We start from the raw sequence: 10,630 nt of genomic DNA on the forward strand, positions 1-10,630 counted from the left end.
CCAGGCAGTACATCGCGCAACCGCCAATAAACGAGAGTAGCCTTCAAGGACGCAGGAAGTAGCGCCCCTAACAACAGGCATAGAACAGGGAATAAACTGCCGGTCAAAACTCGACCACCTAAGACCGTCTGCCAGTTAAATTGCTGCCCCTGCGAGGAAAGGAGCCACCCCACCAGCAGCACATCTGCCAATACGAATGAAGACAGCAGCGGCAGGTTCTGCCCTTTCAGTGATTTCTTACTTTGCTTGCTCATCCGCGCGTCTCCGTGTCCACCGTGAAATTACCTTCGAAAAACCGGAACGTGATCGTCCCATCGCGACGCGTCGTCAATACATGCCTTGTCTTGCCGGTCGTGCGCACGAAGAGACCCTTTTTATCTACTACATTACGGTAATCCGGCAAGGTTTCCTGCGTCGTGTGAACTTTAGATTTATCGGAGATCACAAACGCGTCCGGGTTCGCGTGGTTGAACACTTCATCGCAAAAGCCGCTTTGCCGGCCATGATGTGACGCAACGAAAATATTGGTCCGCTTCAGCATCCTGCAAAATTCTGCATTCTTAAGCAGGGCCCTCCAACCAGCTACCTCCAAGTCCCCTGGGAATAAAATGACCCAACCGGCAAATTCGAAAAACGCGACTAGGCTCAGATTGTTCGTGTCCTCGAACTCTGGGTACGAATTCCTGAAGGTTTTCACAGTGATCCCGCCCATAGATTCGTTAAAAGGGCGGCTGACGTCTGCATTAAAGGTTTCCGCCATACTCGCGTACCTCTCGGCATCGCGCGAGAGCGGCCCACTCTCTCTCTTGATCGCGCGGATCTGGTCAGCTGTGTAAGTAGAGTTGCGGAACAACACGGAAACGTCAACTCCGGCTTCCCATAAGCCGTCTAAATCACTCATGTGATCCTGGTCTGCGTTCGTGATGAACAAGTAATCTACTCGTTCGCGACGCAGAACGTTTTTGATGAAGGCGCTGGGCCGCCAGTTTGCTGTACAGCCACAGTCCACCATCGCCAAGGCACCCATCTGGCCGTTTTCATGATGAGCAATCATTGCGCACTGACCGTGCTCAACGTCGAATATTCTGACCACCATTTCGCCCGGCATATCCCATCCTCACAGCAAAGTTGTCGTTACTGTGAATCATAGTATATTTTCAACAAACAAGTGTAATTGACGCTTAGTAATTCAACCAGATCAATGAAGCTGCCACGCAGATGTCCGCATGGCAGCCTTCGATCAGAACAGTCCAGCAGGCTCGCTGGCCTTATCCCAACTATAGATGATCAGCTCTTGCCGTTCGACGGCCCGCCCACCGCCGCCGACCGTATATGAGATACCCGTCGTTTCCATCTGAAAACGCGCAAATACTCGCCGGATGTCTGGATGATCGTTCAGGCTGAGGATGGCCTTTCCCTTTAGCCGGGCCATCAGTTCAGCCATCCGCTCATATTCGGCCAATGGGAAATCCACCCCATAGCCCTCCGTCTCCCAATACGGAGGATCGAGATAGAACAGCGTATGCGGCCGGTCGTATCGCTCCATGCACTTGTACCAGTCCATGTTTTCGATATAGGCGCTAGCCAGCCGCAGATGAGCGGCCGACAGATTCTCCTCGATGCGCAACAGGTTCACCGGTGGCGCCGTGGTAGCCGTGCCCCAGGTTTGCCCCTGAACCTTCCCGCCGAACGCTTGCTGCTGTAAGTAAAAGAAGCGGGCCGCTCGCTGAATGTCTGTCAGCACGTGAGGCGGAGTCGCCTGCATCCATTTGAACACGTCGCGGCTCGACAGCGCGTACTTGAACTGGCGGACGAACTCCTCTAGGTGATTCTTGACGACCCGGTACAAGTTCACCAGCTCGCCGTTAATGTCGTTAATGACCTCCACGTCTGCCGGTGGCCGCATGAAGAACAGCGCGGCGCCGCCGGCAAATACCTCAACGTAGCAGGTATGGGGAGGGAACTGAGGGAGAAGACGATCGGCCAGGCGTCGCTTGCCGCCGATCCAAGGAATGATTGGTGTTGCCACAGAGTAAACCTTATTTCGTTTCTGTGCTAGACTGCTGCCGCCCTCCGGAGGGTGCAGAGCCTTGCTTGGTTCACTGCTAACTCAGTGGAATGAGGCCCGCCGTCACTGTTGACGCAGTGGCGGCGGGCGCTCTGTCTAAATAGGAGATTGAATGCGCCCTGAACGCACACAGCCAGGCAACCCGCACCGCCTCACGATCAAACAGCACATATTCCCGAAGCGAAGCATCGAGCGCTTTGCCATCGACGGCGGGGTTGAAGTGCATGAGGTCGGGCCTGGCCGAACACGCCGCAGGAGCGCGGCGGATGTATTGTTCTGCGCCGACCGCGTATGGGATCACCGAACAGAACACGGGTTAATGGGGGATATTGAGATAGCCTTCCAGCAAATCGCAGAGAGAATACTGGCCGGARAGCGGAGCTTCGCGCAGGAAGAGCACGGCGCCATCACGGATTACTATCTCCTCTGGATTCTTCGCCACAAATTCAAGCAACGTCCTCTGGCTGACCAACAGCTGCGCATGCACCGCCCTGAGCGGCGCATTGACAAGGACACGGAAGAGCATCTAGAAAAGCACGGCGTGATGTTCTTCCGCAATGACGGGACAATGCCCGGCCGTCTGCTGGTTGGCCCTTCCCTCCACGGCATGCTTGACGATAACCGCGTCAGAATGGCAGGCACTACGTGGGGCATACTGAGGGCGCGGCCGGGCCACGGAGAGTTCCTTGTGCCAGATACTTTTTCGATGTTCTCGATAGTGCCCCTAACACCCGAAATTTGCCTCGTGGCAGGAATGGAGAACAGTGTGGCCGACTTCCGTGCGATTGGCCATTTCAATGGCGTTGCCGTTGAGAATTCGGCGCAGTACTACTTCGCCCGCGATCTCAACCAGTGCCCCATCCTAAAGCAAGCCATCGAATCCGCATTCGATACAACCGGCCCAGCGTAGCTGTGCAGACGCCTGCACTGCTTCGAGGTCAGACGATACGACCGTCCACGACCAGGTGCGCATTTCCGCGCGAGTCCTCCAGCCAGGAGGAAGTCCCGCCGATCTTCACGCCCAGGTAGATGAAAGTGCGGCGCCAGGCCGGGATGCCTTCAGCCTCCATAGCTTCGAGCAGCACCTTGTTGGCCGTCTTCTCATCGCAGATTTCGTGATGGTGGTACAGCCAGTCGTGAATGACGGCAGCACGGTGCGACGTATCACCGAACAGCCAGTACGCCACCGGCACACGCGGCACGCTCGCAAAGTCCGTCAGGAAACCAGGCTCCACTTCGATCGTGCGCCCGAGAATGTCGGATTGATACTGCAACGGCGCCGTGACACGCCAAATGCCGCGCCCGCTGCACGCCAGGTCATCGACCAGCACCGTCGCCAGCTCGGTCAGGAAGCGGCCGGTCATTTCGCCACCGCCTTAGCTTCCGTCGATGGCGGCGTGTACGGCGGCGTTGGGCTGGCTGGAGACAGCTGGACCTGCACCTGACCATCCTTCGTCTGCACGATGCCAACGTTGGGGATAGGGCACGCCACCAGGGCGGCATTCACCGCGTTCGGATTCCCGGTCGCATTTCGGGCCAGAGCGCCGAGCGGCAAGGCGCAGGCGGCATCGGCCCACACGATCATCTTCATATCGCTGACCACCATGACGTTTTGCTTAGCGCCGGCGTAATTGGCCTCGCCGGCCGTGAGCGCAGCGCCGGTATAGGCATTCATCACGCCGCACCCGGAGAGCGCCACAGCGGAGACCAACGCCAGCATCAGCAGCAACGGCAGCCGGGCAAACCCAGCCTGCTTGGAGAACGTCGGCGCATCACCACCGTCAGCTGGCGGGTCGTGCGGGCCGAACAGGTCACGGGCGCCATAGCCCAGGAAGCCGCTTACGAGCGCCCAGATGGCCTCGGAATTGGTCGGCGGCGGGAAGTACGAGACACCAATGCCGGCGATGATGGCAAGCACGGCGAAGAACTGGATTGCGACTTGGCGATTCACTGGTAAAGCCTCCAAAAAGAAAAGGCCCGGAAAACCGGGCCAGGTGGTGAATTACTGCTTATCGAGCGCTGTCAGGCTGCGCCCACGGATAACTGCGATGATCTTGTCCGCATACTGCGGGTCGGTCGCATAGCCGGCAGCAGCAACGGCGCGCACGAACGACTCCGCATCGCGGCAGGCGAATGCAGGCTTGTAGCGCGGGTTCTTCAGCAGGAACTGGGCGTGGTCGTCGATGCAGGCCAGCCAGTCCGCGTACGTGCGCCAGCGCGCCGGCACCACCACCCACTGCCCTTTGATGAACTCTCGCGTGTCCATCGTGAGCACGTCGCCGGTCCAGCCAGCGCTCGCCTTCACGCCGAACAGGTTGCGGGCCTGGACGGCGAGCTGCGACTTACCCCAGCTCGACTCCAGGGCCGCCTGCGCGACGGTGAAGCTCGCAGGGATGCGAGTGACTGCCATCGATGCGCGCGCAGCTGGACCAACGGCCGCGACGAACTCGGCCGGCGTCATCAGCGGCGCGCTCACAGGTGCACCCCGAACAGCTTGGCCGTCAGCACGGCGCCGCCGGCAGTCAGCGTGGCCTTGGCGATCTCCCACAGCCAGAGCTGACTACTTTTGCTGCTTTCTTCGGTCATTGCGTCCAGCTTCGTCCAGATGACCCGTACGCTTTCCTTGAGGGAGATAACTTCCTGCTCCACCAGGCCGACCTTGCTGTTGTTCTCGACCAGCTTTTCGTAGCTTTCCGCCATGCGGCGCTGGTCCTCCGCCATCTGCATGACGAACTTCTGGAAACCCTTGAAACGCTCGTCCAGCCGAGCGACGGTTGTTTCGATACTTTCTTGCGACATGCGCATTTTCTCCAGGCGAAAAAAAGCCGCCCGAAGGCGGCCATAGATTGAACGACAGTAGCTTTTACAGGATGCGCCCAGCCAGAATGTCGGCCTGCCGCTCATCGGCGACGTGCCCCTTCTGAACCAAATAGGCGATTGCCTGGCGCACCGAGTCCAGCCCCAGGATTACCTCCTTCAGGCGCGGATCGGTGACGATGCTCCACCAGTCCGCCAGGAAAACGTCCGCCGGCACTGGCGGCGTGGCACCCGGCTTGCCAGCGACCGCGGACTTGATAGAAATACGCTCAGTTGCCGTGAACAGCATCAGAAATTCCATCGGCGTAACGGTCGGCGCCACAGCGATCGGCTCGAAGTGCGTTCCGTCCGGATCGGTGAAGCGATGGTCGCCGCACTCCCAAATACCGGCAACTAGTTGCGGCGCAAGCGCGACGACAGTAACGTCGCCCGTCAGGTTGTTTTTGATCGCTGGCATTTAGATCCCCTTGAGCGTGGTCGAATTGATGAACAGGACGCCTTTGTTACCCGGCGGCGACGCGGACGAATGGTCATAGCTCTTGCCGACACTCCCCCTGATCTCGTTCGTGATATAGCCACCCGGCCCTTCGTTCACAGTCACCAGGGCGCCCGCATTGCCGGCGGCCACGGCGGTTTGCGCGATACCGAAGATCGATGCCGACAGATACTTCACGACGTTGAACTTGCCCTGCTGCAGCCCGATGACACAGAAGTCGCCGACGTTGCCGATGGCCTGCTGCGTCATGCTGAACGCCGAGGACGTTACCAGCGTGGGCACGCCATTCGCATTGAGCGTGAACACGTAGGCATTCGTGCCGCTGCACATGACCAGGGCGCCGCCGCGATCGAAGAACATATCGATCACCGTCTCGGCTGCCGGCGTGGCCGTGGCCACTACCGCACCAGCCGTCGAAATGCGCGTCAGCCAGAAGGCCGCTGGCGACGACACGTAAGTCCCAAACCAGAAATACTGGCCATCGTTGATCAGGACGGAACCATACCCGTTCGAAGCATTGTTAAGGGCGATGGCGGCACCCTGCTGCGCGTTGGCATTGCTGAAGACATAGCCCTTGCCCCCTGCGCTGGCAATGCAGAAGTACCCAGGCAGCACCGAAATCTCGGGCACTGAGTTGTTCGCCGTACTGTTACCCGAGCCGCTGACCAGCGCCGTGTAGGCGACGATCACATTACCGGCCGTGTCGTAGATCATGTACTGCAACTGGTTGACTACAAAGGTGTCGATGCTCGCAACCACGATGTTGCCGTTCGACAGCTGGGCCATCTTGAAACGTGGACCGTTGCCATTGCCCGAGGTGGGCGCCGTCATACCGGCCATCTTGACCGGCGCCTTGACGATGTTGCCTGCGCTATCGCGGATGGTGAAGTACGAGCCATCACCAGAATTGCAGTACACAACCGCGAAGCCGCCTCCAGACAACGGCAACATGTGAGGAGAGTTCTGCGGGTTCGTGCCGGTACTTGCGATCGCGGTCTTGGCCACGATGACATTGAGCGCCTTGTCAACGATGGCGAAATACAGGGTGTAAGGCGTGGCAATGTTCGCCCAAAAGACGATGATGTTGCCATTCGAGAGATACCCCATCTGCACGTCGTTCTGCGTGCCCGTGCTGGTGCTGTCCAGGATGGTGGCAGCGATCAAAGCACCCGAGTACGAATACTTCCAAATCTGACAGCCTGTCGGGCCGGTCAGATAGGTGTCAGCGATGAACAGCGAGCCATCGGTCGGATCGAGCACCGCGCGATTGCGCTGATAGCTCGTGTTTCGCCCGAACGAGGAGTACGTCGTCAGCGCCACGGCCGACGAGCCAGCGGCAGCCACCGCCGCATAGTCCCCGACTTGTACCGGATACAGGCCGAATGGATAGCCGCCCAAGGCTACGACGTCGTTTTGATTGATGGCGAGCGGGCCGGCCTTCGCCTGCAGGGCCTGACCGTTCTTGAAAATTTGGCTCAGATTTGCCATTACTGAATGCTCCAGTTTCCGTTTTTAAATACAAGCAGGATGTCGATGTTCGGCATATCCAGCACCAGGTTCTGCGTGTTGCCTTCRATCTTGTCGCCGGCGCCATGTGCCAGCGTCACGTTGTTGGTCCAGAAGGCGCCGAAACCATCGATGATCCGCACCGACGTCCCGGTTGCGGGCGACGCCGGCAATGTCAACGTGAGCGGCCCCGCCATCGAATCCACCGTGAACTGGCCGGATGGCAGGCTCCTGGTCGTATTCACATACTGCGGCGCCGGACTCGCGCCCGGAATGGCCGTCTGCCCAACAACCGCCAGGTTGCCCACGCCGTCCGAGGTGAACGTCGCGCTGGTGCCCTCCGGCACCAGATAAGTCCCACCTACTGGGCCGTTGTCGATCTTGTCCGCAGCGTTTGGCGTTAGCACCACATCGCCCACCTGGGCATCGACCGCGAACGAGAAGCCGTTCCACACGGCCGTCGCCTTTGGCACAGCCAGCGCGCCGGCCGCAGTGGAAACGAAGCTGGCGCGGTTATCGGCGGCCACCACAGCACGCGCACCGGCGAAGTACGCGACTTGGCCACTAGCCTGCACGCCAGCGGCAGTTCGCCGCAGGCTGTTATCTGCCAGCTTCAGGCGCAGGCCACCGGCGCCATCGTCTTCCAGCCCCTGGCCAATGCCCAGATAGCTGGCGGCGCCGAGCTGCGACTTCTGGACCGCATGCTTGGGGTTCGTTGCCAGACCGACTTGCTGCGCGCCGCCGGTGCAGCCGAGCAGCACCCAGGCATCGAGCAACGCATTCCACACCACCTCCACGATGCCACCGGCTACGATCTCACCGCCCTGCAGCGCGGCCTGCGCGCCGCCGAGGATCGGCTTGGAAGCCAGGCCGTCCGGGGAGAACGTTACCGCCCCGGTGTTGCTCGTCGTAGCGCGGAACTTCAGCGTCAGGCCATCGGTGCGCGCAGTAATCGCCGGCGCGAACCCCGCCGCGTAGGCGTTCGCCGTGCCGGTGTCGATCGCGTAATTTCCGCCTGGCGCCTGTGAGATCGTTTTGATCGCGGCGGCCAGCTGGCCGTACTGCGCTTTCTGCGGCGCGATGCCAGCGGCGCTCAGCACCGACAGCAGCTCCAGCATCAAGGCATTGAGGAAGTGGGCCGGCAGGATCGTGGGCTGCACACCTCCGAGCAGATCGCCATCGGTGAAGAAGCCGGGCACACCCGGATTAGAGGGCGCAGGAAGGGCCTGCGCCGCGCTTGGCACATCAATTTGATACATGCACTACCTCATTTGAATTGGAACGTCAGGACCGCGTATGGCGGGATCAGGCGATTCAGTTCGTTCTGCAACACGGCCGGGCCGTATGCACCGAACGGCGTGGCCGCTGCCGCTGGCGCCGTGACCGTCAGCCGATACATCTGCTCTACGGTGCCCAGCTGTTGCCCGCACTTGCTTTGACCGCAGCGAAACGGCGCGCCGCCCCGGATCTCGACCGCGTAGCCAAGCAGGCCGGAGAACCTGGTCAGCGTCGGGATCGTCAGGCCACCCGGCCCAACCAGCCGCGCCACCACCAGCGTCTGCCGCGCCAGGATGCTCGGCGCCGGTCCGATGACGGGCGACGGCAGACCGAGCGTCGCCTCCCATTCCGGCAGCAGCTCGTTCGCGGTCTGCGGAAAGGCATCCTGCAGCAGATAGTTCGATCGAGCGTTCTGGGCTGCATAGGATGCCGACAAGCCAGCCAGTACCTTGGTCTGCACAGCGCCAGGGTCGCGCGGCCAAACACGGCCACGCGGCATGAGCGCCTGCAGCGCGCCGAGGTAATCGGCGGCGGAATACAGCGGAGCGGCCATCTATGCCCCCATATAGGTGATTTGGCCCAGCACCGGGATGTAGCCAGGAGGGCAAACTACGTCCGACGAAGGCGTAACGGTGAAGAAGTTGCCCGCGACGGCGCCAGCAATTGCCGACCACACGGAGCCGAACGGCAAGGTGCCACCGGGTGCGCCTTGCGCCTTGAGCAGCCCGTCCACCGCCGCAGTCGCCGCTGCGCGCACCGATTCCGGCAAGCCCGCGATCTGCAGGTCGACCTGGTGCGGCATCGGCGCAGCCACGTACACCAGGCCAACGGCGGCCTGGACGCCAAACAGGTAGTTGGCCACGGCCAGCTGGTCGCCTGCCGCAGCAACGCCACGCGCCTCCAGGGCCGCGACACCATCGGCGCCGATCGGGAAGCCGCCCGTGCTGCTGCGGACCTCATCGAGCATGACGAACAGCACCACCGTGCCGGCGCCGAAGCCGTTGGGCTTGCACCAGGCGCGCGTAACGCCCGGCGCTTGCTTAGCCCATGCTTCATAGTCACCCTTGGCCCCGCCCTGCGGCGGCTCCTGGAAGGCGATCAGCATGCGGCTGCGCAAGTTGTCGTTCGACTCCAGATCGGCACCGCCCTTCAGCTCAGCATCGACCACGCCGTTCGATTGCACGCCGGCGATCGATTGGGCCAGCGTCATAGTGGCGCCCTTGGCGGTATTGCCAAAGGCGCCAGTCAGCCCGGATGGATCGGGCACAGCGGCAACCGGGATCACCGCTGTGCCGTCTACGCCGACCACAGCGGCGGCCGTCGTAACGAACGGCACGCCATCGCTGCGGACCACGCCGGCACCGAGGGGAACCGGCGTGCCGGCTGCCCCGGAAAACTTCACCTGTCCCGCTGCTGCCCGGGCCGGCTGGCGCAAGACGCTTTTCAGCGCAGCCCAGCCCTCCAGGAATTCGTCCGTGCAGGTGAAAGGCACGGCCTGCTTGGCGATCCAGTCCAAATAGCCATAGTGCAGGTTGGCCAGCCCCGCCTGCGCTCGGCCGGTAGCACCCAGGCTGGAGAAGCGCAGCAGCGCATCGGCGCCACCAACCTCGGCCGCAATGTCGGCGGCCACCAGCGCCTGCAGCGCTGTCAAAGTAGGTCGTGTAAACGGCATTAATTCGTCCTATTCCAGATCCATGAAAACTGCATCGCCACCTTGCTGCCGTCCGGCCGAAACGCCACCACTCGCGCAGCAAGCACGCCCCCGTTCTGCCATTCGACGTCGATGCCGAACGACCCGACCACACTGTCATCGATCAGCCATTGCAGCGCCTCGCCGATGTAGTCGCGTGCCCGGTTCAGTGTCTCCGGGGTCTTCTTCTCGCGCTCCAGCAGCCAAAGCCGCGAACCGATCGGCACGGCCTGCCCGAGATCGCCCCACCAGCCGCGAGGATCGCCTGTCCCGTCTGGGATCTCGTCATCCTCCCCGGCCGTCCTGTCCGTGAACAAGCTAATCAGCACGGCGCTTTCCAGCTCGCCCCCGGAGAGCAGCGTGGGACCGTCCATCGCCCAGTCACCCGTACCAGTTGCACGGTTCCAGATAATCATCGTGTCGCTCATTGCCCCTGCCCCGGTTTCTTGCTTGTGACGGAATCGGTGCCAGCCTTGACTCCCTCGACCGGGTGCGAGTGGCCGTTGTAGACCTCTCGCATACCGGCCATGCTCTTCACGCCGTGGTCGGAGATATCACCCTGTGCGACGATGTTGCCGTCCACGTCCAGGTTGCCATCGATCTGCACGTCCCCGGTGAATATGGCTTTCGGTGTGTCCACCGTGACCTCGGGCGTGTTCTCGATCCGCATCGGCAAGCCGCCGCCGTTGACCACAATGCCGTCCTGACTTAGCAGGACAGACTGCCCGAGGTTGTCGGAGATCGACACCTCTCCTGGCCTCAAGCTGCGCATGCG

At 61.3% G+C, this 10,630-nt stretch carries 14 protein-coding genes and 1 pseudogene; 1 reads left to right on the plus strand and 14 read right to left on the minus strand.

Translation table 11 applies throughout. The annotated features are described in order from the left end of the window. From AB4Z11_RS10915 to AB4Z11_RS10925, 3 genes are all read right to left on the minus strand, one after another. The coding region (locus tag AB4Z11_RS10915) for a hypothetical protein (protein ID WP_442025271.1) at positions 1-254 on the minus strand (254 nt) is incomplete at its 3' end. Further along, complete coding sequence (locus tag AB4Z11_RS10920) at positions 251-1,108, minus strand: ComEC/Rec2 family competence protein (RefSeq protein ID WP_442025272.1); 858 nt, start codon at positions 1,106-1,108, stop codon at positions 251-253. The genes AB4Z11_RS10915 and AB4Z11_RS10920, both read right to left, overlap by 4 nt. A gap of 132 nt (positions 1,109-1,240) precedes the next feature. Continuing rightward, positions 1,241-2,029: a DNA adenine methylase gene (locus AB4Z11_RS10925; protein ID WP_442025273.1), complete on the minus strand. Its 789-nt coding sequence runs from the start codon at positions 2,027-2,029 to the stop codon at positions 1,241-1,243. 151 nt (positions 2,030-2,180) lie between these two features. Between AB4Z11_RS10925 and AB4Z11_RS10930 the strand changes: the two genes are divergently transcribed. Further along, positions 2,181-2,978: a hypothetical protein gene (locus tag AB4Z11_RS10930; protein WP_442025274.1), complete on the plus strand. Its 798-nt coding sequence runs from the start codon at positions 2,181-2,183 to the stop codon at positions 2,976-2,978. Between the two features lie 28 nt (positions 2,979-3,006). On the opposite strand, the gene AB4Z11_RS10935 is transcribed toward AB4Z11_RS10930, so the two are convergent. The 11 genes and pseudogenes from AB4Z11_RS10935 to AB4Z11_RS10985 all read right to left on the minus strand — a co-directional run. Beyond that, on the minus strand, positions 3,007-3,432 hold the full coding sequence (locus AB4Z11_RS10935; RefSeq protein ID WP_442025275.1) for a DUF1353 domain-containing protein: 426 nt from the start codon (positions 3,430-3,432) through the stop codon (positions 3,007-3,009). After that, the gene (locus AB4Z11_RS10940; RefSeq protein WP_442025276.1) at positions 3,429-4,019 is read right to left on the minus strand and encodes a hypothetical protein; all 591 of its coding nucleotides are present in this window, start codon (positions 4,017-4,019) and stop codon (positions 3,429-3,431) included. Before AB4Z11_RS10940 ends, AB4Z11_RS10935 begins: the two co-directional genes overlap by 4 nt. Before the next feature lie 51 nt (positions 4,020-4,070). Beyond that, complete coding sequence (locus AB4Z11_RS10945) at positions 4,071-4,529, minus strand: glycoside hydrolase family 73 protein (protein WP_442025284.1); 459 nt, start codon at positions 4,527-4,529, stop codon at positions 4,071-4,073. Positions 4,530-4,540: 11 nt separating this feature from the next. Beyond that, a complete protein-coding gene (locus tag AB4Z11_RS10950) occupies positions 4,541-4,867 on the minus strand; it encodes a hypothetical protein (RefSeq protein ID WP_442025277.1) in 327 nt (108 codons plus the stop codon). A 64-nt stretch (positions 4,868-4,931) separates the two neighbouring features. Then, a complete protein-coding gene (locus AB4Z11_RS10955; protein ID WP_442025278.1) occupies positions 4,932-5,342 on the minus strand; it encodes a hypothetical protein in 411 nt (136 codons plus the stop codon). Then, positions 5,343-6,869, minus strand: a complete 1,527-nt coding sequence (locus tag AB4Z11_RS10960) for a hypothetical protein (protein WP_442025279.1) — start codon at positions 6,867-6,869, stop codon at positions 5,343-5,345. It abuts the gene before it with no gap. After that, positions 6,869-8,146, minus strand: a complete 1,278-nt coding sequence (locus tag AB4Z11_RS10965; RefSeq protein ID WP_442025280.1) for a hypothetical protein — start codon at positions 8,144-8,146, stop codon at positions 6,869-6,871. The genes AB4Z11_RS10960 and AB4Z11_RS10965 overlap by 1 nt, the downstream gene beginning before the upstream one ends. Before the next feature lie 8 nt (positions 8,147-8,154). Continuing rightward, positions 8,155-8,718 (minus strand): YmfQ family protein, encoded by a 564-nt coding sequence (locus tag AB4Z11_RS10970; protein ID WP_442025281.1) that lies wholly within the window; start codon positions 8,716-8,718, stop codon positions 8,155-8,157. Then, a complete protein-coding gene (locus AB4Z11_RS10975; protein ID WP_442025282.1) occupies positions 8,719-9,837 on the minus strand; it encodes a baseplate J/gp47 family protein in 1,119 nt (372 codons plus the stop codon). It lies immediately after the preceding gene. After that, on the minus strand, positions 9,837-10,283 hold the full coding sequence (locus tag AB4Z11_RS10980; RefSeq protein ID WP_442025283.1) for a phage GP46 family protein: 447 nt from the start codon (positions 10,281-10,283) through the stop codon (positions 9,837-9,839). The genes AB4Z11_RS10975 and AB4Z11_RS10980 overlap by 1 nt, the downstream gene beginning before the upstream one ends. After that, positions 10,280-10,630, minus strand: a pseudogene (locus AB4Z11_RS10985) (hypothetical protein); the annotation flags it as partial. The gene AB4Z11_RS10980 and the pseudogene AB4Z11_RS10985, both read right to left, overlap by 4 nt.

Origin of the sequence: Pseudoduganella sp. RAF53_2 (assembly GCF_052113985.1) — a bacterium.
In the GTDB taxonomy this organism is placed as follows: domain Bacteria; phylum Pseudomonadota; class Gammaproteobacteria; order Burkholderiales; family Burkholderiaceae_D; genus Rugamonas.

What these genes read in the sequence shown, in the direction of transcription:
- AB4Z11_RS10920 (WP_442025272.1), bottom strand. Translation starts at nt 1,108, where the DNA reads ATGCCGGGCGAAATGGTGGTCAGAATATTCGACGTTGAGCACGGTCAG.
- AB4Z11_RS10935 (WP_442025275.1), bottom strand. Translation starts at nt 3,432, where the DNA reads ATGACCGGCCGCTTCCTGACCGAGCTGGCGACGGTGCTGGTCGATGAC.
- AB4Z11_RS10945 (WP_442025284.1), bottom strand. Translation starts at nt 4,529, where the DNA reads ATGACGCCGGCCGAGTTCGTCGCGGCCGTTGGTCCAGCTGCGCGCGCA.
- AB4Z11_RS10950 (WP_442025277.1), bottom strand. Translation starts at nt 4,867, where the DNA reads ATGTCGCAAGAAAGTATCGAAACAACCGTCGCTCGGCTGGACGAGCGT.
- AB4Z11_RS10955 (WP_442025278.1), bottom strand. Translation starts at nt 5,342, where the DNA reads ATGCCAGCGATCAAAAACAACCTGACGGGCGACGTTACTGTCGTCGCG.
- AB4Z11_RS10960 (WP_442025279.1), bottom strand. Translation starts at nt 6,869, where the DNA reads ATGGCAAATCTGAGCCAAATTTTCAAGAACGGTCAGGCCCTGCAGGCG.
- AB4Z11_RS10970 (WP_442025281.1), bottom strand. Translation starts at nt 8,718, where the DNA reads ATGGCCGCTCCGCTGTATTCCGCCGCCGATTACCTCGGCGCGCTGCAG.
- AB4Z11_RS10975 (WP_442025282.1), bottom strand. Translation starts at nt 9,837, where the DNA reads ATGCCGTTTACACGACCTACTTTGACAGCGCTGCAGGCGCTGGTGGCC.
- AB4Z11_RS10980 (WP_442025283.1), bottom strand. Translation starts at nt 10,283, where the DNA reads ATGAGCGACACGATGATTATCTGGAACCGTGCAACTGGTACGGGTGAC.